The organism is Paenimyroides ceti (assembly GCF_030409925.1).
Genome location: NZ_JAUFQU010000001.1, coordinates 2,440,222 through 2,462,052, shown reverse-complemented (window position 1 = coordinate 2,462,052; position 21,831 = coordinate 2,440,222). Strand labels below are relative to the sequence as shown.

Here is a 21,831-nt window from a genome sequence, read left to right as displayed (position 1 = left end):
TACATGACAAAGATATGGATAAAAGATTGTACTATGCATTGCAAAGTAGTAATAATTAACAATAAATTAACATTTTTTATCTTTTTGATTCTTGAATAAAAAGTGGTAGATTTACTATAAAACAAGCAATACATGGAGTTTAACAGCCAAAATATCAACAGATTTCTATTTTTCAAATTGCCATCGGCCTATTGGTCCGGTGTACGTGTAAAAACAATAGACGAAAAAAGTTGTCAAGTCACAGTAAGATTTAAATGGTTTAATCAAAATCCTTTTAAGTCTATGTATTTTGCAGTGCAGGCAATGGCAGCAGAATTATCTACCGGCGCATTAGTGATGAGAGAAATCCAGAGGAGCGGCAAAAAAGTTTCCATGCTTGTAGCAAACAATAATGGTACTTATACGAAAAAAGCGGTAGGTACAATCACTTTTACATGTGAGGAAGCCCACAAGGTAAAAGAAGCCATAGAAAAAACCATCCATACAGGCGAAAGTCAACAATTCTGGTTGAAATCAACAGGTATTGATGAACATGGAGATCAGGTTTCTGTAATGAATTTTGAATGGACTGTAAAAGCGAAATAACATGAAAATATTGATAACAGGTGCAACAGGTTTTGTAGGATCAGCTTTGACAAAAAAACTTTTAGAAAAAGGCCATCAGATTCATTATTTAACTACTTCTGAAAAGAAAATAGAAAATCATTCTAACTACAAAGGTTTTTTATGGAATGTGGCAAAACAGGAGATTGACAACAACTGTTTTGAAGGGGTGGATATTATAGTGAATCTGGCCGGAAAATCAATCAACTCAAGGTGGAATGCAAAGAATAAGAAAGAAATCATGGAGAGCAGGGTTCAGGCTTCTCATTTGTTGTTTCGTTCCCTTTCGGTAATTGATCATACTGTAGTTCAGGTCATAAGTGCTTCTGCAATTGGATTTTATCCATCTGATTATGAGGTTTGCTATACCGAGAAGCAACAACAGGCCAATCCTGAATTTTTAGGTCAGGTATGTAAATTATGGGAAGCACATAATCTCAAATTTTCAGAATTAGGTATTCAGTCTACCATTTTCAGATTTGGTCTTATATTGTCTGCGGATGAAGGCGCCTTGCCCCAGTTTACAAAATTAATACGACTGAATCTGGGCAGTTGCCTCGGTTCGGGTAAACAGTGGTATTCATGGATTCACTATGAAGATGTGATCGGTATGCTTATCTACGGAATCGAACAGCAGTTGTCAGGAATCTATAATTGTGTAGCTCCGCATCCGTTACGGCAAAAAGAGTTTTTAAATACCATAGCAAAACAGCTTCATAAAGTGAACTGGTTACCGAGAGTTCCGGAACTATTTCTTAAAATTGTTTTAGGAGAAAAGCACCAGCTTGTGACGGACAGTCAGCAGGTATCCAGCGAAAAAATAGTGAATAAAGGATTTGAATTTAAATTTCCTGTACTTAAAAAAGCATTAGCGGATATCTATAAAGAAGATTAATTGGCCAATTTTCTAAGCTCATTATGATGCACTATTTTGATGCGCTTTCCTGTCAGTTCAATAAGATCTGCCTTTTTTAACTCTGCCAGAAGTCGGATGCAACTTTCTGTTGCCGTACCTACTGTACTTGCAATCTCCTCTCTGCTCAACTGAATATTTAAAAACCCGTCTGTATCAGCTCCGGCTAACTCATACAGATGTAAAAGGGTAAATGCGAGACGCTCTTTGACTGTTCTGTGGGTATGATTGGAAGAAAACTCGTTTGCTTCTTTTAGCTGGTGACAGATGTCTTTCGTTACCTCTAAGGAAAACTTATTATTTTCATTGAAAAATGTCATCAATTCCTTTTTTGGTATAAAGCATACTTTCATATCTTCAACAGCAACGGCACTCAGATTTGAAACTTCTTCACTCAATACAGAGCGCTGTCCGAGTAATTCTCCTTTTTTTATGAATTTTAAAATAGTGCTTTTTCCTTTAGAATTCATCTTTACGATTTTACAGGTTCCTTCTTTAATACAGTAAACACCGTTCATCGTATCTCCTTCACTGAAAATTGTCTCTCCTTTTTTTACTTCATAAGAATCTTTACAATTAGATAGGTGAATAATTTCGTCTTTATTCAAAGCCTTAAGCGAACTTAATTCTCTTACAATACATTGTTCACATTTTGCACTCATACCTAACAATTTTAATTCTACTGCAAAGATACGCATAATATGATAATTATCATTTTTTAAGGAATTCTTTACACGGAAATTTGTAGCAGGTAAAGCAAATAAATAAGAAGTATGTTAAATTGTTTTCATTGCGGAAATGAAATCATTGAGAAAGAACGTATTTTTTTTGATGATAAGGATTTTTGTTGTAATGGATGCAAAACGGTATATGAGATTTTCTCAGAAAACGATTTGCAGGCCTATTACGATTTCGAGAAAATGCCCGGAGCAACACCTTCTCAGGTTTCCGGTAAGTTCGATTTTTTAAACAATACAGATATTGTTACAAGGTTGTTAGACTTTGAAGAAGACAATCTTCATATTGTCCGTCTGTATATTCCACAGATTCATTGCAGTTCGTGTATCTGGATTTTAGAGAATCTGAATAAGCTTAATAAAGGCGTACTGACATCTCAGGTTAATTTCTCACAAAAAAAGGTAAGCATTTCTTTTCTGCCTGAAACCGTTTCTTTAAAAGAAATCGTTTTATTGTTAACCCGGATAGGATACGAACCCTATATCAGCCTTGAAAATTATAATGAAAAGCCTAAAATGGTTGATCGGAGCCTTATCTATAAAATAGGTGTTGCTTTTTTCGGTTTTGGAAATATCATGTTGCTGTCTTTTCCGGAGTATTTCAACGTTGATGATTATTGGATGCAGGAATATAAAAACTTCTTCAGATACCTGATTTTAGGTTTGTCTCTGCCGGTTTTTTTATACTCAGCCACTCCATATTATAAATCTGCCTGGAACAGTATTAAAACGAGAACATACAATATAGATATTCCAATGGCCTTAGGAATTATTGTAATGTTTGTAAGAAGTGTGGTAGATATTTTCTTTCAGGACGGGCAAGGCTTTTTAGATAGTATGTGTGCATTGGTGTTTTTTATGCTCTCCGGTAAATTAATCCAGCAGACTACTTTTAATTTCCTGTCTTTTGAACGGGATTATAAATCTTATTTTCCAATAGCCGTTACAAAAATTATTGATCGTAAAGAAGTACCGGTTCAGGTATATGAAGTAGAAAAAGGAGATGAGCTGTTGATAAGAAATCAGGAACTAATACCGGTTGACAGTGTTCTTTTATCTGAAACTGCTTTTATTGATTATAGTTTTGTGACGGGTGAAGCCATCCCGGTTGAAAAAAAATCAGGAGATAAGATTTTCGCAGGCGGAAAACAAGTGGGGAATGTAATTCGTATTCAATCCATAAGTACGGTTTCTCAAAGTTATCTGACACAGTTATGGAGCAATGAAGTGTTTCAGAAAAAAACCGATCAGAAATATAAAACGATTACGGACAGAGCCAGCCGTATTTTTACTCCAGTATTGCTCAGCATTTCCATCGCAGGTTTTATTTTCTGGAGTTTTATAAATCTCAACACCGCTTTTAATGTTTTTACGGCTGTACTCATTATCGCCTGTCCGTGTGCTCTGGCACTTACAGCACCTTATACATGGGGAAATGTAATACGTATAATGGGACGTAAAAAACTATACCTCAAAAATACCGTGGTAATTGAGCAGCTTTCAAAAGCCAATACTATTGTTTTTGATAAAACAGGTACTCTGACTTCTCATACTTCTGAGCAGATATTTTATGAAGGAGTAACACTTTCTTCAGAAGAGACGGCACACATAAGAAGTATTGTCAGAGGATCTAATCATCCGTTGAGTAGAAGACTCTATAATTTTTTACCACAAAATCTGATTGTTAAACCTGATTCATTTGAAGAAATGACAGGAAATGGTATGATCGGAATTATAGATGGAAAAGTATACAAAATCGGTTCTCAAAGTTTTATAAATGTTCATAAAAAACAATCTGATCAGAAGACACGGGTATTTATTCAGATTGATAATGTTTACAAAGGTTGTTTCGTATTTAATAATCACTATAGAGAAGGTGTGGCAGATTTGTTCAGGATATTGGAAGCCCGTCATTATGATCTGCATGTGTTGTCTGGAGATAATGAGGGAGAAAAAAGACATTTAGTGAGAATTCTGCCTCCATCCACCCATTTGGTGTTTAACCAGAAGCCCGAAGAAAAACTGTTGTATATAGCCAATCTGCAGCAACAGGGTAAAAACGTATTGATGGTAGGAGACGGACTTAATGATGCCGGAGCACTCGCACAAAGTAATATCGGTATTTCTATTTCTGAAAATGTCAATGTATTTACCCCTGCGAGCGATGCTATTCTCGATGCCACACAATTCAAAAACATCCCCGTTTTTTTACAGTATGCGAAGAATGCAATGAAAACAATACGCATGAGCTATTGTCTTGCTATTGCGTATAATGTCGTAGGTATTTCATTTGCTTTGACCAATCATTTATCTCCTTTGGTTGCGGCAGTAATCATGCCGTTGAGTACCGCTTCCATCATCAGTTTTGTAACGATAATGAGTAATTATTTCGGAAAGAAAAAAAGTTAATAAAATCTAAAAAGTATTTAGCCAAAGCTGATAATTATCATTTTTTAGAGGGTGCGGTAGTGGTACTTTTGATAAAAGTTTTAAGGTATGAGTGTCATGTATGTATTAATCAGTATCAGCATTTTTGTCGCCATTATTTTCCTGATTCTTTTTGTGAAATCAGTAAAAAACGGACAATTTGATGATGGCTATACCCCATCAATAAGAATGCTCTTTGAAGATGAGGTTAAAAAACAATCAAAAACAAATAAAAACAACAATTCAAATTAAGTAACTATGGAAATGCAACAATTTTACTACGATAACAAAATAGTAAAAAAATTCCTCTACGCTTCTCTCTTGTATGGAGTTATAGGTATGTTGGTTGGCTTGCTATTGGCTCTGATGTTTATTTTTCCGAATATAACGGATAATATTCCGTGGCTGAGTTTCGGACGTCTGAGACCTTTGCACACCAACGCCGTAATTTTTGCCTTTGTAGGGAACGCTATTTTTGGAGGTGTATATTATTCCCTGCAACGACTTTTAAAAACAAGAATGTATAGCAATGTCTTGAGCAGTATCAACTTTTGGGGCTGGCAGCTGGTCATTATTTCAGCGGTATTGACATTACCGTTAGGCTATACTTCATCAAAAGAATATGCTGAACTGGAGTGGCCTATTGATATTCTGATTGCCATTGTATGGGTTGTTTTCGGGATTAATATGATTATGACCATTCTTCGCAGACGGGAACGCCATTTGTATGTAGCCATATGGTTTTATCTTGCCACTTTTGTAACAGTTGCCGTATTGCATATTTTTAACAGTCTTGAATTACCGGTAAGTGCTTTTAAATCCTATTCAGTATATGCAGGTGTACAGGATGCTTTAGTACAATGGTGGTACGGACATAATGCGGTAGCTTTCTTTTTGACAACACCTTTCCTTGGGTTGATGTATTACTACTTGCCTAAAATAGCGAACCGTCCTGTATATTCATACCGACTTTCGATTGTTCACTTTTGGTCTTTGATTTTCCTGTATATATGGGCAGGACCTCACCATCTGCTGTATTCTGCATTACCGGAATGGGCACAAAATTTAGGAGTTGTCTTTTCAATAATGCTTATCGCTCCGTCTTGGGGAGGTATGATCAACGGATTACTGACCTTGCGTGGAGCATGGGATAAAGTACGTACTGAACCTATTTTGAAATTTTTTGTAGTAGCGATTACAGGTTATGGTATGGCCACGTTTGAAGGACCTATGCTTTCCTTAAAAAATGTAAATGCTATTGCGCACTATACGGATTGGATTGTAGCACACGTACACGTTGGAGCGTTGGCATGGAATGGATTTATGACCTTTGCAATCATTTACTGGTTACTGCCAAAAATGACCAAAACACAGCTTTATTCTAAAGGCCTGGCAAATTTCCACTTCTGGATCGGTACTCTGGGGATTATTCTTTATACCATTCCTTTATATGTAGCCGGATTCAACCAGCATTTAATGTGGAAAGACTTTAATCCGGATGGAACTCTGAAATATGGTAACTTTCTGGAAACTGTAACTGCAATCATGCCGATGTATTATATGCGTGCTATTGGTGGAGCCTTATATGTAACAGGTGTTTTAATTATGGTGTACAACATCTATAAAACAGTAAAAGCGGGACAGAAAGTAGAAGACGAACTGGCAGAAGCACCGGCTTTAATAAAAATGGCTTCAAACCGGGTACGTGGTGAAAAATTCCACTCATGGCTTGAGCGCAAACCTATTCAGCTAACAGTATTGGCTACAGTAGCAATTTTAATAGGAGGTATCGTGCAGATTGTACCTACAATTGTAGTTAAATCAAACATTCCAACCATCACAAGTGTAAAACCTTATACACCATTAGAGCTTGAAGGAAGAGATTTGTATATACGCGAAGGCTGTGTAGGGTGTCACTCTCAAATGATACGTCCGTTCCGCTCAGAAGTAGAACGATATGGTGAGTACTCCAAATCAGGTGAATATGTATATGACCACCCGTTTTTATGGGGATCCAAAAGAACAGGTCCTGATTTAATGAGGGTAGGAGGTAAATATTCTGACAATTGGCATTTTAACCATATGTACGACCCTCAGAGTACTTCTCCGGGATCTATTATGCCGGGTTATAAATGGCTGTTCGAGAACAAACGTTTAGACATCTCCCATATAGAAGATAAGATGCGTGTGATGGCAAAACTGGGAGTTCCATATACTGACGAAGAGATTGCAGACGCTAAGAAAAATATGGAAGCACAGGCAAAACAGATTGAAGAAAACCTTAAAAACGATCCTGATTTTGTAAAATCTTATGAAGAAAGTAAGAAAAATGCTGCTGTAAGAGGAGAGGAGTTTGTACCGATGAGCGACAGAGAAATCACAGCATTGATTGCTTATCTTCAACGTCTCGGGACTGATATTAAAGTAAAAGAAACCGTTCAAAAATAATCGATTATGTTGAAGTTTATTAAACACAATATGGAAACCATTATGGGCATCGAAATTTATCCGATCATCTCATTACTGATTTTCTTCATCTTTTTTTTAGGCTTATACATTTGGGTTTTTACTTATAAAAAAGAAGCTATAAAAGAATTGAGTAACCTTCCTTTTGAGGAAGGTACTCTATCCACTGAAAAAACAGATCATACGTTATGAAAAAATATTTTCCTGTATATGTAAGAGTTCCATTGCTGTTTGGATTGTTTTATGGAGCGATAGAATTTTTTGTTGATTCCGGAGATAAACCGGCGTTTATTGAATATCCTTCTTTAGGCATTTTGCTGATGCTGTTTTTGTTTGTCATCATCGCTTTGGAGATTGTAGGCAATGCAGCAACCCAGATTGTTGACAGATTGATGTCTCCTGAAGAGAGAGAAGAGAAAGAACGTTTAGAAAATCTTCCGGTGACAGAAGCGGCATGGTATAAAAAACTGATGACCAGGCTTACGAAATCCAAACCGATGGAAGCCGAGCAAGAACTTGAACTGAACCATGAATATGATGGTATAAAAGAGTTAGATAATGATTTACCGCCTTGGTGGGTCTATCTGTTCTACGGAACTATTATTTTCGGTGTGGTATATCTTGGTAAATACCATCTGTTTGGTGGGGATAATCAGGATGCTGAGTTCAAAAAAGAAATGGCAAGTGCACAATTGCAAATTGAAGAGTATAAAAAGACGGCTCCTGATTTATTGACTGCCGAGCAGGTAACTTTGCTGACAGAACCAGCAGATTTAGCAGCCGGAAAAACAATCTTTGATAATAATTGTGTTGCGTGTCACCGTGCAGATGGCGGTGGTGGTATCGGTCCGAATTTAACGGATGAATACTGGATTTTGGGAGGCGATATCAAAAGTGTTTTCAATACCATTATGGAAGGTGGGAGAGATGGTAAAGGGATGGTATCCTGGAAACAGCAAATCAAACCGAGTGATATTCAAAAAGTAGCCAGTTATATTTTAAGTCTTCAGGGAACTAATCCGGCAGATGCAAAGGCAGCAGAAGGAGATAAGTATGAAGCTGTTGAGGCAGATGCTCCGCAAACTTCCGCAGAGGAAGCTCCGGCGGCAGAAACAGCCCCTGAAGAAAGCACAAAATAAGTATTCCATAATTCATTTGGAGAGTTTAGTTTTTATTTTTTTGCGACCACAGTTCAGTAGTGGGTTGTGGTCGTTTTTTCAAAACTAACAGCACCGTTAACGGGATTGTTAACACCATAAACAACAACAAAATGGAACATATACCTGATGAAGGATTTAGAGATTCTATAGGAACTATAAATGAAGAAGGTAAAAGAGTATGGATTTATCCTAAAAAGCCTTCAGGTAACTATTACAACAAAAGAAAAGTAGTCAGCTATTTATTGATTTTATTTCTGATAGCCGCTCCTTTTATAAAAATAAATAACAATCAGTTCTTACTATTTAATGTTATAGACCGCAAATTTAATATTTTCGGAATACCGTTCTGGCCTCAGGATTTTTATCTTATTGTGATTTCAATGATTATTGCAGTTGTTTTTATTTCATTGTTTACAGTTGCTTTCGGACGCGTATTTTGCGGATGGATATGCCCTCAGACTATTTTCCTTGAAATGGTTTTCAGAAGAATAGAATATTGGATTGATGGAGACAGAGGAGCACAGATGCGCTTAGATAAGCAGGCATGGAATGCAGAAAAAATAAGAAAGAGAGTACTGAAGTGGATGATCTTTTTTATGATTTCGTTTGTGATAGCCAACGTATTTCTCTCTTATATCATCAGCAGCGATGAGGTACTGAAAATGATTACGGAAGGACCTGCTCATAATATTTCTACCCTTATTGCTTTGTTAATCTTTACAGGGGTTTTTTACTTCATTTTTGTATGGTTCAGAGAACAGGTATGTATTATTGCCTGTCCGTATGGAAGATTACAGGGAGCGTTGCTCGACGAGAAAACGATTGTAGTTGCCTATGATTATGTTAGAGGTGAAGGAGTTAATGGGAGAGCAAAATTTAAAAAGAATATAGATCGCAAACAAAGCGGATTTGGCGACTGTATCGATTGCAGACAATGTGTAAATGTATGTCCAACAGGAATTGATATCAGAAATGGTACGCAGCTTGAATGTGTTAACTGTACAGCCTGTATTGATGAATGTGATCATATAATGGAATCAGTACAATTACCGAAAGGACTTATCCGCTATGCTTCTGAATCTGAAATAACAGAAAAGCAGAAATTCCGTTTCACAGCGCGTATGAAAGGTTACAGTGCGGTTTTGTTTGTGTTGATAGGTATTCTGGCAGGTCTCATGTTTCTCAGAGGAGAAGTGGAAGCCAAAATATTGCGGTTGCCGGGCCAGTTGTTTGAACATAAGGGAGATTTTATCAGTAATGTATATACATATAAAATTGTCAATAAAACGGCAAAGGATTTTAATGATGTAACCATCAGAATAAAAAATCCTGAAGGAAAAATTGTAATGGTGGGTACACCAAAAATAAAAATTGAAAAAGAAGGCGTGGTACAGGGTACCTTGTTTATTGAAATTCATCCTGCTTTCCTCGAAGGCGATAAAACCAAAGTAAAACTGGAAGTATATAATGGAGATGAATTAATTGATACGGCCACGACAAATTTTTTAGGACCAAGAAGTTTTAACTAAAAAGAAAAGAAGATGAAGTTTAATTGGGGCACAGCAATCGTAATATGTTTCATACTTTTTATGGGATTTATATTACAATATGTATTTAAAGTACAATTCAACTCCCGTTACGATAATGAATTGGTAACGGAAGATTATTACCAGCAGGAGATAGAAGTGGACGGAGAATTTGAAAGAGAAACCAATGGCAATATCTTAGGATCTACTTTTGTAATCTCTTCCAATGAAGAAGGGATCATAGTTTCTTTTCCGCAGGATTTTGATTATCATAAAATAAAAGGAAATATATCCCTATACCGACCGTCTAACCAAAAACTCGATCAGACACTTCCTTTGAAATTGTCATCGACACATTTGCTTATACCTAAAAACCAGTTGGAAGACGGTCGCTGGGATATTACGATAGACTGGGAATATGAAGGTAAAGGGTATTTAAAAAAGCAGTCGGTTAATCTAATGTAAAAGCAGTATGTTATCAGCTTTCTTATTCGGACTTCTCTCAAGTCTGCATTGTATCGGTATGTGCGGACCTATCGCGATGATGCTGCCTGTACACCGCAGCAACCAGTCTGTGAAAGCAGTTCAGATACTGTTGTACCATTCGGGAAGAATACTTACTTACAGCCTGTTCGGATTCGTTTTCGGAGTTTTAGGCAAAGGACTTTTTATTGCCGGATTACAACAACGATTATCCATCATCATTGGCGTTGCGATGATTGTTTATATACTGCTGCCCAAACGCATGTTTACAGAGGTAAGTTTTTTACAACCTTTATATGCATTAATTGCGAGAATAAAAGCAAAAATGGGCACTCAGCTGAGAGAGAAAAAGAAGCGTACATTTTTTACAATTGGTTTTTTCAATGGTTTTTTGCCTTGTGCCATGGTTTATGTTGCGCTCTTTGGTGCTACAGCTACTCAGTCGCCTGTTACGGGAGCTTTTTATATGGCTCTGTTCGGATTAGGTACTGTGCCTATGATGTCTTTAGTAGTTTATTTTTCTAATGCTGTTTCGCTTTCTTTGCGAAACAGATTACTGCAGTACATTCCTATTTTCGTTGTTGTTTTAGGAATGCTGTTTGTGATTAGAGGATTAGGGTTAAGTATTCCTTTTTTGTCTCCGGGAAAACTGCAATTATTTGTTTCTTCTAACCCTAATTGTTAAAAAGGCTGTCATTTGACAGCCTTTTTTATTATGATTTACAGTTTATATTTTAGAGGCAGATGTACCACCTGTTTTGTTTCATAAAACGGATCATCAAAATGATCGGATAAATGATAAAGAGTTGCTTTTGGAAAATCTTTTAATTCTTCGGTCAGATCACCTCCTTTTAAATATAAAATTCCATTTTCAAATGGCATATGCTCATTTTTTTTCTTGGTTTTTCCCTTAACCCATTTTACGAAATCAGGCATGTTGGTCACTGCTCTGCTGACAATAAAGTCAAAGGAATCCGTTACCGTTTCTGCTCTTTTCTGTTCTGCTTTTAAATTCTGAAGACCAAGGGCTGTAGCAACTTCATTTACTACTTTTATCTTTTTTGCAATCACATCAATGGCATAAAAGTGGGTTTCAGGAAATAAGATCGCCAACGGTATAGCGGGAAAACCGCCTCCGGTACCTACATCCATTATTTGAGTGCCGGGTTTGAAAGAAATGATCTTTGCTATACCAAGAGAATGCAGCACATGTTTGGTATACAATTCATCAATATCCTTTCGTGAAATTACGTTGATTTTCGCATTCCAATCCTTGTATAAATCATTGAGCATTTCAAACTGTTTGATTTGTTGTGCGGTCAGATCAGGAAAAAAACGGATAATATCATTCATATAAATTACTTTGTGCAAAAATACATATTTTTGGCCTTTAAAAACATGGATTTTTTTGTCTTAAATAGCCAATGATTATTTACCTTTGAGTTTATAAATACACCCATAAAATGAGTACAAATCATTTATCAGACAGAATTGTTAATCTGTCTGTTTCGCAAACGCTGGCAATGGCAGCAAAAGCAAGAGAACTCAAAGCTTTAGGTAAAGACATTATCAGTCTGAGTCTTGGAGAACCCGATTTTACTACTCCGGATTTTATAAAAGAAGCAGCGAAGAAAGCGATTGATGAAAACTGGAGTACCTATCCGCCTGTTGATGGCTATCCGGAGTTGAAACAAGCTATTATTACCAAATTTAAAAGAGATAATGGTCTGAGTTATGGTCCGCAGAATATTGTAGTTTCTACCGGAGCAAAACAGTCTTTATATAATATTGCCCAATCGATGATCAATGAAGGAGATGAGGTTATTTTACCGGCTCCGTATTGGGTTAGTTATTTTGAAATCATCCGGTTTTCAGGTGGGGTTCCCGTTGAAGTACCTACTTCAGTAGCAACTGATTTTAAAATAACTCCGGAACAGTTAGAAAAAGCGATTACGCCTAAAACCAAAATGATATGGTTTAGTTCTCCATGTAATCCTTCCGGATCTGTTTATAATAAAGAAGAGCTACAGGCACTTGCCAAAGTGTTGCAACAGTACCCGGATATATTTGTGGTATCAGATGAAATTTATGAACACATCAATTTTTCAGGTAAAAACTGCAGTATTGCTTCGATTGAAGGGATGTTTGACAGAACCATCACAGTAAACGGAGTGGCAAAAGCTTTTGCTATGACAGGGTGGAGAATAGGTTATATCGGGGCTCCGGAATTTATTGCAAAAGCGTGTACCAAATTACAGGGGCAGGTAACGAGTGGAGCCAATTCTATTGCACAGCGGGCAACCATTGCTGCTTTAGAAGCCGACCCTAAAGAAATTAAATATATGGCAGATGCTTTTCATAAACGCAGGGATTTGGTGATAGGGTTTATTAATGGAATTGACGGCATGGAAGTAAATGTTCCCGAAGGAGCTTTTTATGTATTTCCGGATGTTTCTTCCTTTTTCGGAAAAACACTGAATGGATATCTTATAAAAGATGCTACGGATCTGTCAATGTATCTATTAGAAGTTGCAAATGTGGCTACAGTAACCGGAGATGCTTTTGGAAATCCGAACTGTATACGATTATCTTACGCTACAAGTGAGGAGCTATTGACAGAAGCTTTTAATAGAATAAAAAAGGCACTGAGTTAATAAACAGATATAAAAAAAACCTGATACATCACGGTCAGGTTTTTTAATTTCTCAATTCACTTTTTTAAAATCATATTTTCCAAATGGTAAAATTACCTGAGTTTTAGTAGGCGCATTTTCTACTTCAGGATCGTATTGTGTAGGATCTCCTATGACTGCCTCTTCAGGAAATACGACTCTAAGGATAGAAGCCGATCCGTTTTTGTAGATGTGCATTAAAAAATACATAGAAGCCAGATGATTGTTGTCATTATCCGGCTCATTATAATACATATACAGTCTTTGATTCGGAATCGTACACCCCAGACAATCTATGGTATTTCTAACTTTATATCCATCATAAATAAAATAATCTACAACTGAATTTTTATTTTCATTCAGTGTATTGAGTGTATTAAGCACTTCTATCCCGTTTTTAACAATACGCATACCGCCAATCAAAGCGTCTGTTCTATATATATTATCTATAGTGTTTTTAGTAAATGTTTTTTTTACAAATCGCAATTGAATGGTGATGTTATTGCCTGTATATTGCCAGGTACCTGCTTCTGTAAACTGATTAAAATAACCCTGCGTATCTTTAAAATAATAACCGTTTTCACCATAAGAAACGTCTGGATAATTATATAAATCAACTATAACAAATTGCTGTGCTGTACTGATTTGAGTTATCAATAAGGTTACTATAAAAAATATTGTTTTCATACTACAGGTTATAAAAAATCATTAATCTTAAAAACCTAATTCACTTTTTTAAAATCATATTTACCAAACGGTAGAATTACCTGTGTTTTAGTTGGCGCATTCTCTATTTCAGGCTCGTATTGCGTAGGATCTCCTATGACTGCATCTTCAGGAAATACTACTCTTAGAATAGAAGCTGATCCGTTTTTATAGACGTGCATTAAAAAATACATAGAAGCCAGATGATTGTTGTCATTATCCGGCTCTTTATAAAACATATACAGTCTTTGATTCGGAATTGTACACCCCAGACAATCTATTGTATTTCTAACTCTGGGTCCATCAAAAATAAGGTACTCTGTTTTACAGTTTTTATTTTCATTCAGCGTATTGAATGTATTAAGCACTTCTATCCCGTTTTTAACAATACGGATACCACCTACCAAAGCATCTTCTTTATAGGTATTATTTATTGTATTTTTAACAAAAGTCTTTTTTACAAACCGTAATTGAATAATGATGGTATTGCCTGTATATTGCCAGATATCAACACCTGTAAACTGATCAAAATATCCCTGCGTATCTTTAAAATAATAACCATTATCGCCATATAGAATTTCTGGATGGTAAAAATTATCAACTTCTTGAAATGTTTGTGAATAAATACATCCTGCTAATAAGCTAAATAATATTGATAAAATCTTTTTCATACGCGAGAGGTATATATTAAAAGAAGTTTAAAAGCTTAATTCACTTTTTTAAAATCATATTTTCCAAATGGTAAAATTACCTGTGTTTTAGTAGGCGCATTCTCTACTTCAGGATCGTATTGTGTAGGATCTCCTATTACTGCATCTTCAGGAAATACGACTCTGAGAATAGAAGCCGGTCCATTTTTATAGATGTGCATTAAAAAATACATAGAAGCCAGATGATTGTTGTCATTATCCGGCTCTTTATAATACATATACAGTCTTTGATTCGGTATTGTACAGCCCAGACAATCTATAGTATTTCTTACTCTATGCCCATTAAAAATATAATAATTAACACTTGAATTTTTATTTTCATTCAGCGTATTGAGTGTATTAAGCACCTCAACTCCGTTTTTAACAATACGGATACCACCTACTAAAGCATCTTCTTTATAGGATTCATTAACAGTATTCTCAATAAAAGTCTTTTTTCTAAATCGTAATTGTATGATAATATTGTTTCCGGTATATTGCCAGATACCAGCGCCCGTAAACTGATCAAAAAAACCCTGGGTATCTTTAAAATAATAACCATTATCACCATATAGGATTTCTGTTCCTACTCTGTTAAAACGGTCTATCTCCTGAAACGTTTGCGAAACAGTTAATTGAACTATTAAACAAACAAATAATGTAAGTATGTTTTTCATACTAAATAATTATTTGATAAAAGAACTTAAAAAACCTAATTCACTTTTTTAAAATCATATTTTCCAAATGGTAAAATTACTTGTGTTTTAGTTGGCGCATTCTCTACTTCAGGATCGTATTGTGTAGGATCTCCTATGACTGCATCTTCAGGAAATACTACTCTAAGAATAGAAGCTGATCCGTTTTTATAAACGTGCATTAAAAAATACATTTCTGTCAAACGCTGATTATCATTGTCAGGTTCCCTATAATACATATACAGTCTTTGATCCGGAATTGTACACCCCAGACAATCTATAGTGTTTCTAACTCTATATCCGTCATAAATAAAATAACTGGTATTAGAAATTCTATTTTCATTCAGCGTATTGAATGTATTAAGCACTTCTACTCCGTTTTTAACAATACGCATACCGCCAATCAAAGCGTCTGTTTTATATATATTATCTATAGTGTTTTTAGTAAATGTTTTTTTTACAAACCGCAATTGAATGGTGATGTTATTTGCTGTATATTGCCAGGTACCCGCTTCTGTAAACTGATCAAAAAAACCTTTTGTATCCTTATAATAATAGCCATTTTCACCATACGAATTCATTCCGGAATAATTATGCATATCTATAATGGTGAATTGCTGTGCTGTACTGATTTGAGTTATCAATAAGGTAACTATAAAAAATATTGTTTTCATACTACAGGTTATAAAAAATCATTAATCTTAAAAACCTAATTCACTTTTTTAAAATCATATTTTCCAAATGGTAAAATTACCTGTGTTTTAGTTGGCGCATTCTCTACTTCAGGATCGTATTGTGTGGGATCTCCTGTGACTGCATCTTCAGGAAATACTACTCTGAGAATAGAAGCCGATCCGTTTTTATAAACGTGCATTAAAAAATACATATCTGTCAAACGCTGATTATCATTATCCGGCTCTTTATAATACATATACAGTCTTTGATTCGGAATTGTACAGCCCAGACAATCTATGGTATTTCTTACTCTATACCCATTAAAAATATAATATTCAGTATTTGATTCTTTATTTTCATTCAGCGTATTAAATGTATTAAGCACCTCTATCCCGTTTTTAACAATACGGATACCACCTACCAAAGCATCAACTTTAAAGCTCCCAATCAAATCCGTTCTTATAAATGTTTTCTTTACCAACCGTAATTGTATAGTAATATTATTCCCAGTATATTGCCACATACCAGCACTCGTAAACTGATTAAAATAACCCTGGGTATCTTTAAAATAATAACCATTATCACCATAAGAAATTTCTGTTCCTACTCTGTTAAAACGGTCTATCTCCTGAAACGTTTGCGAAACAGTTAATTGAACTATTAAACAAACAAATAATGTAAGTATGTTTTTCATATTAATTGATATTTGTATATTGTACCTGACTATTGCTGTTTAAAGAAAGTTGTTGCCAGTTACCGTTAAAACTACCTTCATTGGCGTCTAAAAAATAAATATTCATTTCTAATTTATATTTTTTCATTACCAGTAACAAAGCCCTTTCGTGTTTTTTCTTTTTTATATGTTCAGGATCGTTTGAGTATTCAATTTCAGAATACTTATCTCTTAATTCTTCTTCAAATTTAATCCACTTTTGTTTTGTACGATCAGCTACTGTTCTTTTACTGCTGCCAAACTGTATGATTTTGGTAAAATCACTGTATTTGGTGTTTATATTCTCTGAAGTCACATCATTGGGCAGCATCACCATATACATGCCGTATTTATTGACAACTCCGACAAAGGCTTCTGCCGGTTGGCGAAAAGGATCTTCTACGGATTTGTTCGTAAATTTAAATACGGCTCCAAGATCCGGAGGAGAAAACAAGGGAGTGCCTACTTCAGTAGCAGTAACTCCGAGATTATCGGTATGAACGTGTACTGCTCCGCTAAACCTCCCCGAAACATTTCCTAATTCTATTTTGCGGTTGGTATAGTTAGGACTTGTAAGTATAAGCCTTCCACCCGATACATTATAGGTATAGCTTCCGTTTATAATACCAAATTGATAGGCAAAACCCGATTCTCTGGTATCGTTTATTCTGCCATACAGCGTTTGTATGTCTTGTTTTAAAAATGAAGATACGGCTTTTAATACTTTTGCATTGGTGTTACCGGAGCCCATATTTACCTGTCCGATAAGGATTTTTGATTTTACCAGACCTCCGATGTTTTTGATGGGTTTTACCCCAGAAATAGGTGGATTGCCACCTCCTGCAGCCGGTGGTCCGCCGGGACTGCCCGGCCCCGGTGTGGAACCGCCTCCGCCTCCGCCACCCGGATAACCACCTCCACCTCCCGAACCACCACCGGAATCTTTACCACAATCTGAAAAATCCATATACGTATAACCCGGTGTGGCTCTTTTATTTCCAGTCATTCCACACGAAGAGTCACCATACTCATGTTTTGGATTTCCAGAACCTTTACAAGGCGTACCTGCTACGCTTACTTCTTTCATACAATCGCCGGGTGGTATTATTTCATAAACGAAAATAGGGCTTACTGACGATATCGCATATTGAATATTTTTGTCTGTATCTCTGTCTTCTTCCAACGGATACAGGTACAGAACCTCAGCTGTCGGTTTTTTGAGATACTGCTCTATTGAAATTCTTGAAAAATCATATTTCAACAGGGTTACATAATACTCCTTACGGTCGGTGGAATAATACACCAGATTATAAACCGCTTTTGACTCGGGTTCTTTTTCATCGGTTACCTGTACCCGATACGTAATCACATGCACTCTATCTGCTTCCAGTACCTGGATATGCTCCAGGTCAAGTGTAGCCGTTCGGTTGCTTCCGCCTTTAGCCGCGCTAAGGGAAGATACTGCTTTTTTAAAATCTTTTTCAAACAAATGTTCTAAACTTGTATTGCCTGCATATCTTTCTTCAAGAGTTGTCTGATCCATTATCAGGGTTTGGGCGTTTAAAGGATCTTCTTGTGTGGCTTCGCGCAGTACCGGAGTACGCAGATCGTCCTGCAGACAAGACTGTAACAAAATCAGAACGCATAGTAGTGATAAATAATGTAGTATTCTCATAAACAATTAATTACAAGGTTATTTTTTTTCTCAATGATAAGCATAAAAAACATAACTACCAACTATTTTACAGATAAATTGCAAAAAAAAGTATGGTTTTGTTATTTTATGTCACAAAATTGTTGTTTTTTACATTAAAAATATAAGAAGGCTGCAGAAAAAGTGTAACGTATTAGAATGTAAGCAAATAACTATTTCTCATTATACACGGGTAAATAAGAGTATTTAAATAAGCCCATCAGAGAAATAGTAGTTGTTTTTATTGCGCTACGAAATATGCAGGTGAAAATAAGTGACCGTGTTGTGATTTCGGGGATTCATAAATAACCAGCCGTTTTAGTTGGTGGTTTTATATTTTTTTAGGCAAAAGCAAAAAATATTTAATAATAATTTATCTTTACCGCGAAAATTACAACTTACTATGAGAAAACAATTACTCTTTATGATGCTGTTGGCGATACAGGCAAATGCACAGCAGGAACCGGAACCATCATCTGCGTTAGAGGAGATGGTTATCCAGAGCAATCGTTTGCACATTCCCATAACCGAGCAGAATAGAAATATAACCGTTATTACAGCGGATGAGATTCAAAAACTACCGGCAAAAACCCTGAATGAAGTATTGAGTTATGTAGCAGGAGTTGATTTACGGCAAAGAGGTCCGTTTGGTACACAGGCAGATATCAGCATTGACGGCGGCAGTTTTGAGCAGACGCTTGTACTCATCAACGGTATTCGGGTAACTGATGCACAAACCGCGCATAATACACTGAATCTTCCGATCCCGCCTGAAGCCATTGAGCGAATAGAAATTTTAAGAGGACCGGCTGCGAGAATTTATGGAATTAACAGTCTTACCGGAGCTGTAAATATTGTTACCAGACAACCCAAAAACAATGGAATTTTTGCACATGCTTTTGCAGGGTCCAATTTTAAGAAAGATAAAGAAGGTAATGGAGAATTGTTTAACGGAAGAGGTATTCAGTTAGGGGGGAGTTATACGGCTGCCAAACATACCCATCAGCTTTATGGTTCTCATGAATCGGGAAGCGGTTATCGTTATAACACCGCTTATCACAACAATAAACTGTTTTATCAGGGTGAAATAATACCTAATGAGTTTAACAAAATTGATGTATTGGCAGGCTGGGCAAATAATTCTTTCGGAGCCAATGGATTTTATGCAGCACCCGGTGATAAAGAATCACAGGAAATAGTAAATACTACTCTTGTTTCAGTTCGTTCCAGACACAGGTTATCTGATCGTTTTACATTATCTCCTCAAATCGGATATCGCTATAATTATGATGACTATCGCTATTTCAGATACGATTTGTCTAAAGCAAGAAGCCAACACTATTCCAATTCTGTTACAGCCGAAATCAGCGGGAATTACCAGGTTAATTTCGGAGAATTCGGTTTTGGTACAGAGGCCAGATATGAACAGATCAGTTCCAGTAATATAGGCGATCATGAGCGTGAAAATTATGGTTTGTACGGAGAATTCAGAACGCGCCAGATCCCAAGAGTTGACCTGACTTTAGGAGCTTATATCAACTATAATTCTGTTTTTGGATGGCAGGTATTTCCGGGGATTGATGTTAGCTATGCCTTACAGCAGGATTTGAAAATAGTATTCAATACCGGAACAAGCCAGAGAATACCTTCTTTTACAGATTTATATTTAGACCAGCGTCCCGGAAATATAGGAAATGCTGCTTTAAGTCCCGAAACTGCCTATCAGGTAGAAGGTGGAATTAAGTTTAACAGAAATGCGTGGGAAACCAAAGCAATTGTTTTTTACAGAGGTATTCAGGATTTTATTGACTGGACAAGAGAAACTACAGATGTACCCTGGCAGGCGAATAATGTAGGAAAACTGAAAACAACAGGTTTAAACGCATCTGTAGTCTATACGCTTGAGCAGGAAACCAGTCGTTGGAAGATTGGAGTAAGCTATACCTATCTGAACCCTGAAATGGAAACCAATCATGAAAAATCTTCAAAATACCGGTTGGAAAATTTTAAACATCAGCTGGTAAATACGATTGGATTTACAAAGAACAACTGGTCGTTGTTACTTGCAAACCGTTTTAATCAGCGTATTTCCAGTAAAGATTATTTTATTTCTGACGTGCGTGCTTCGTATCAACATAAACAGTTTAACTATTATATCGATTTTCAGAATATTTTTGATAAGACTTTTATTGAGGCAGGAGCCGTACCCATGCCGGGAAGATGGTTTAGTGCCGGAATTAAGTTCAACACTATATTATAAAAAAAAGAGATGCTTGCATCTCTTTTTTTATGTTTGTATATGATAATCTTTTAGTATGGAATCAGAGGTATATAAGAATCCAGCGGGTATTTTTCTTCAGAGATCATATCGTTTTTCTGTAAAAACAACTGTTGTCTGGCTACCACTCATTAACCTTGTTGGCATCTAATTTTAAAAAGATAAACAATAAAATGGTAAAAGCGATGAGACTGGAACCTCCGTATGAAAAGAACGGTAACGGAACTCCGATAGTAGGAAATATTCCGATCAGCATGGCAATATTTACAAAAAAATGAATGAATAAAAATCCGGCGACGGAATAGCCATATACTCTGGGGAATGTGGTTTTCTGATGTTCTGCCAGATATAAAATCCTTAAAAATAACGTCACAAAAAGACCAATGACAACGATACATCCCACAAAGCCCCATTCTTCTCCTACAGTAGTAAAAATATAATCGGTATGCTGTTCCGGTACAAAACTGCCTTTGGTTTGTGTACCTTCCAGAAATCCTTTTCCAAACCAGTTACCGGATCCGATGGCGATGATGGATTGATTGAGGTTGTATCCTTCTTTTTGTAAATCAACATCTTTTCCGAACAATACATTGATCCGGTCTTTTTGATGCGGTTCTAATACTTTGTCATATACATAATCAACAGAAAACACGAAAATACTCATGAAGGCTCCGAGAATAAGATAAATAAGCGGATTTCGATTGATTTTCTTATTCAGGACAAAATGAATAATCATTGCAATAATAATAAAACCGATCAATACAAAAGGTTTGATGATCAATGCTCCTAAAAAGATGACAATAGTAAGAAAGCCTGTCCATAAATACCAGGAAGGCAAGCCTTCTCTATAGAGAACGAGAAAGAAAGACATAAAAAGAATAGCACTTCCTGTATCATTTTTTAAAATCAACAGTACCGGAAACATAAAAATTCCGATGGCAATAAGCTGTTCTTTGAAAGTAGCAAAAGTTGTTTGGCTGTCCGAAACATATTTGGCAAGAAACAGAGCTGTAGATATTTTTACAAATTCTGATGGCTGTAATCCGAATCCACCGAACTGATACCAGTTGGTCTGACCTTTGACTGTTTTACCAAAAACAAAAAGACCGAGCAGCGATAGAATACCAATACCATAGAAAATAACGGAGTACTTTTCATAGAATTTAGCATCCAGAGATAGCAAAACAACAATAAGTGGAATACACAATAACATAAAGATGATCTGCTTTCCGTAAATCTGACTCAGGTCAAATACAGCTTCTCCCGTGTCTAATGGTAAAGAAGCGGAATAAATATTTACCCAACCGGCTATTACCAGCATGATGTAGATAAATACACATAACCAATCGATGTTACTGATGACGCTTTGATTTGCTAAATGCTGAGTTTTTGCCACT

At 36.1% G+C, this 21,831-nt stretch carries 21 protein-coding genes; 12 read left to right on the top strand and 9 right to left on the bottom strand.

The features are described 5' to 3' along the window. Positions 1-132: 132 nt before the first annotated feature. Positions 133-585 carry a DUF4442 domain-containing protein gene (locus tag QW060_RS12235; RefSeq protein ID WP_290363827.1) on the top strand — a complete coding sequence of 151 codons (453 nt, stop codon included), beginning with the start codon at positions 133-135 and terminating at the stop codon, positions 583-585. 1 nt (position 586) lies between these two features. Continuing rightward, positions 587-1,498 (top strand): TIGR01777 family oxidoreductase, encoded by a 912-nt coding sequence (locus QW060_RS12230; RefSeq protein ID WP_290363826.1) that lies wholly within the window; start codon positions 587-589, stop codon positions 1,496-1,498. On the opposite strand, the gene QW060_RS12225 is transcribed toward QW060_RS12230, so the two are convergent. Next, positions 1,495-2,214: a Crp/Fnr family transcriptional regulator gene (locus tag QW060_RS12225; RefSeq protein WP_290363825.1), complete on the bottom strand. Its 720-nt coding sequence runs from the start codon at positions 2,212-2,214 to the stop codon at positions 1,495-1,497. The two genes, QW060_RS12230 and QW060_RS12225, sit on opposite strands and share 4 nt — an antisense overlap. 75 nt (positions 2,215-2,289) lie before the next feature. On the opposite strand from QW060_RS12225, the gene QW060_RS12220 reads away from it, so the two are divergent. From QW060_RS12220 to QW060_RS12185, 8 genes are all read left to right on the top strand, one after another. Continuing rightward, positions 2,290-4,662 carry a heavy metal translocating P-type ATPase gene (locus QW060_RS12220; RefSeq protein WP_290363824.1) on the top strand — a complete coding sequence of 791 codons (2,373 nt, stop codon included), beginning with the start codon at positions 2,290-2,292 and terminating at the stop codon, positions 4,660-4,662. Positions 4,663-4,749: 87 nt separating this feature from the next. Next, the gene (gene ccoS / locus QW060_RS12215) at positions 4,750-4,932 is read left to right on the top strand and encodes a cbb3-type cytochrome oxidase assembly protein CcoS (protein ID WP_290363823.1); all 183 of its coding nucleotides are present in this window, start codon (positions 4,750-4,752) and stop codon (positions 4,930-4,932) included. 6 nt (positions 4,933-4,938) lie between these two features. Beyond that, complete coding sequence (ccoN, locus tag QW060_RS12210) at positions 4,939-7,128, top strand: cytochrome-c oxidase, cbb3-type subunit I (RefSeq protein ID WP_290363822.1); 2,190 nt, start codon at positions 4,939-4,941, stop codon at positions 7,126-7,128. A gap of 6 nt (positions 7,129-7,134) precedes the next feature. Then, entirely contained in the window at positions 7,135-7,338 is a 204-nt protein-coding gene (locus QW060_RS12205; protein WP_290363821.1) for a CcoQ/FixQ family Cbb3-type cytochrome c oxidase assembly chaperone, read from the top strand. After that, entirely contained in the window at positions 7,335-8,285 is a 951-nt protein-coding gene (locus QW060_RS12200) for a cbb3-type cytochrome c oxidase N-terminal domain-containing protein (RefSeq protein WP_290363820.1), read from the top strand. The genes QW060_RS12205 and QW060_RS12200 overlap by 4 nt, the downstream gene beginning before the upstream one ends. A 131-nt stretch (positions 8,286-8,416) precedes the next feature. Further along, positions 8,417-9,835 (top strand): cytochrome c oxidase accessory protein CcoG, encoded by a 1,419-nt coding sequence (ccoG, locus tag QW060_RS12195; protein WP_290363819.1) that lies wholly within the window; start codon positions 8,417-8,419, stop codon positions 9,833-9,835. A 12-nt stretch (positions 9,836-9,847) separates the two neighbouring features. Beyond that, positions 9,848-10,297, top strand: coding sequence for a FixH family protein (locus QW060_RS12190; protein WP_290363818.1), 450 nt, complete (start codon positions 9,848-9,850; stop codon positions 10,295-10,297). Between the two features lie 7 nt (positions 10,298-10,304). Then, positions 10,305-11,000: a sulfite exporter TauE/SafE family protein gene (locus tag QW060_RS12185; protein ID WP_290363817.1), complete on the top strand. Its 696-nt coding sequence runs from the start codon at positions 10,305-10,307 to the stop codon at positions 10,998-11,000. A gap of 35 nt (positions 11,001-11,035) precedes the next feature. Here QW060_RS12185 and rsmG read toward each other — a convergent pair whose 3' ends face one another. After that, a complete protein-coding gene (gene rsmG, locus QW060_RS12180) occupies positions 11,036-11,668 on the bottom strand; it encodes a 16S rRNA (guanine(527)-N(7))-methyltransferase RsmG (protein ID WP_290364757.1) in 633 nt (210 codons plus the stop codon). A gap of 110 nt (positions 11,669-11,778) precedes the next feature. On the opposite strand from rsmG, the gene QW060_RS12175 reads away from it, so the two are divergent. After that, complete coding sequence (locus QW060_RS12175; RefSeq protein WP_290363816.1) at positions 11,779-12,969, top strand: pyridoxal phosphate-dependent aminotransferase; 1,191 nt, start codon at positions 11,779-11,781, stop codon at positions 12,967-12,969. A 51-nt stretch (positions 12,970-13,020) separates the two neighbouring features. On the opposite strand, the gene QW060_RS12170 is transcribed toward QW060_RS12175, so the two are convergent. From QW060_RS12170 to QW060_RS12145, 6 genes are read right to left on the bottom strand one after another with little or no spacing between them, the layout of a single operon-like run. Continuing rightward, positions 13,021-13,674 (bottom strand): DUF6705 family protein, encoded by a 654-nt coding sequence (locus tag QW060_RS12170; protein WP_290363815.1) that lies wholly within the window; start codon positions 13,672-13,674, stop codon positions 13,021-13,023. A gap of 35 nt (positions 13,675-13,709) precedes the next feature. Next, positions 13,710-14,363, bottom strand: coding sequence for a DUF6705 family protein (locus QW060_RS12165; RefSeq protein WP_290363814.1), 654 nt, complete (start codon positions 14,361-14,363; stop codon positions 13,710-13,712). A gap of 35 nt (positions 14,364-14,398) precedes the next feature. Next, a complete protein-coding gene (locus QW060_RS12160) occupies positions 14,399-15,058 on the bottom strand; it encodes a DUF6705 family protein (protein WP_290363813.1) in 660 nt (219 codons plus the stop codon). A 35-nt stretch (positions 15,059-15,093) separates the two neighbouring features. Further along, the gene (locus tag QW060_RS12155; protein ID WP_290363812.1) at positions 15,094-15,750 is read right to left on the bottom strand and encodes a DUF6705 family protein; all 657 of its coding nucleotides are present in this window, start codon (positions 15,748-15,750) and stop codon (positions 15,094-15,096) included. A gap of 35 nt (positions 15,751-15,785) precedes the next feature. Beyond that, entirely contained in the window at positions 15,786-16,445 is a 660-nt protein-coding gene (locus QW060_RS12150; RefSeq protein WP_290363811.1) for a DUF6705 family protein, read from the bottom strand. A gap of 1 nt (position 16,446) precedes the next feature. Then, entirely contained in the window at positions 16,447-18,138 is a 1,692-nt protein-coding gene (locus QW060_RS12145; protein ID WP_290363810.1) for a hypothetical protein, read from the bottom strand. A gap of 421 nt (positions 18,139-18,559) precedes the next feature. Between QW060_RS12145 and QW060_RS12140 the strand changes: the two genes are divergently transcribed. Continuing rightward, positions 18,560-20,416: a TonB-dependent receptor plug domain-containing protein gene (locus tag QW060_RS12140; protein WP_290363809.1), complete on the top strand. Its 1,857-nt coding sequence runs from the start codon at positions 18,560-18,562 to the stop codon at positions 20,414-20,416. Positions 20,417-20,555: 139 nt separating this feature from the next. On the opposite strand, the gene rodA is transcribed toward QW060_RS12140, so the two are convergent. After that, positions 20,556-21,830 (bottom strand): rod shape-determining protein RodA, encoded by a 1,275-nt coding sequence (gene rodA / locus QW060_RS12135; protein ID WP_290363808.1) that lies wholly within the window; start codon positions 21,828-21,830, stop codon positions 20,556-20,558. Between the last annotated feature and the right edge of the window lies 1 nt (position 21,831).

Coding starts and splice junctions, on each gene's coding strand:
- ccoG (WP_290363819.1), top strand. CDS start 8,417: ATGGAACATATACCTGATGAAGGATTTAGAGATTCTATAGGAACTATA.
- QW060_RS12140 (WP_290363809.1), top strand. CDS start 18,560: ATGAGAAAACAATTACTCTTTATGATGCTGTTGGCGATACAGGCAAAT.
- QW060_RS12225 (WP_290363825.1), bottom strand. CDS start 2,214: ATGCGTATCTTTGCAGTAGAATTAAAATTGTTAGGTATGAGTGCAAAA.
- QW060_RS12235 (WP_290363827.1), top strand. CDS start 133: ATGGAGTTTAACAGCCAAAATATCAACAGATTTCTATTTTTCAAATTG.
- QW060_RS12175 (WP_290363816.1), top strand. CDS start 11,779: ATGAGTACAAATCATTTATCAGACAGAATTGTTAATCTGTCTGTTTCG.
- QW060_RS12200 (WP_290363820.1), top strand. CDS start 7,335: ATGAAAAAATATTTTCCTGTATATGTAAGAGTTCCATTGCTGTTTGGA.
- QW060_RS12220 (WP_290363824.1), top strand. CDS start 2,290: ATGTTAAATTGTTTTCATTGCGGAAATGAAATCATTGAGAAAGAACGT.
- QW060_RS12160 (WP_290363813.1), bottom strand. CDS start 15,058: ATGAAAAACATACTTACATTATTTGTTTGTTTAATAGTTCAATTAACT.
- QW060_RS12185 (WP_290363817.1), top strand. CDS start 10,305: ATGTTATCAGCTTTCTTATTCGGACTTCTCTCAAGTCTGCATTGTATC.
- QW060_RS12165 (WP_290363814.1), bottom strand. CDS start 14,363: ATGAAAAAGATTTTATCAATATTATTTAGCTTATTAGCAGGATGTATT.
- QW060_RS12145 (WP_290363810.1), bottom strand. CDS start 18,138: ATGAGAATACTACATTATTTATCACTACTATGCGTTCTGATTTTGTTA.
- ccoN (WP_290363822.1), top strand. CDS start 4,939: ATGGAAATGCAACAATTTTACTACGATAACAAAATAGTAAAAAAATTC.
- QW060_RS12205 (WP_290363821.1), top strand. CDS start 7,135: ATGTTGAAGTTTATTAAACACAATATGGAAACCATTATGGGCATCGAA.
- ccoS (WP_290363823.1), top strand. CDS start 4,750: ATGAGTGTCATGTATGTATTAATCAGTATCAGCATTTTTGTCGCCATT.
- QW060_RS12170 (WP_290363815.1), bottom strand. CDS start 13,674: ATGAAAACAATATTTTTTATAGTAACCTTATTGATAACTCAAATCAGT.
- QW060_RS12230 (WP_290363826.1), top strand. CDS start 587: ATGAAAATATTGATAACAGGTGCAACAGGTTTTGTAGGATCAGCTTTG.
- QW060_RS12190 (WP_290363818.1), top strand. CDS start 9,848: ATGAAGTTTAATTGGGGCACAGCAATCGTAATATGTTTCATACTTTTT.
- QW060_RS12155 (WP_290363812.1), bottom strand. CDS start 15,750: ATGAAAACAATATTTTTTATAGTTACCTTATTGATAACTCAAATCAGT.
- QW060_RS12150 (WP_290363811.1), bottom strand. CDS start 16,445: ATGAAAAACATACTTACATTATTTGTTTGTTTAATAGTTCAATTAACT.
- rsmG (WP_290364757.1), bottom strand. CDS start 11,668: ATGAATGATATTATCCGTTTTTTTCCTGATCTGACCGCACAACAAATC.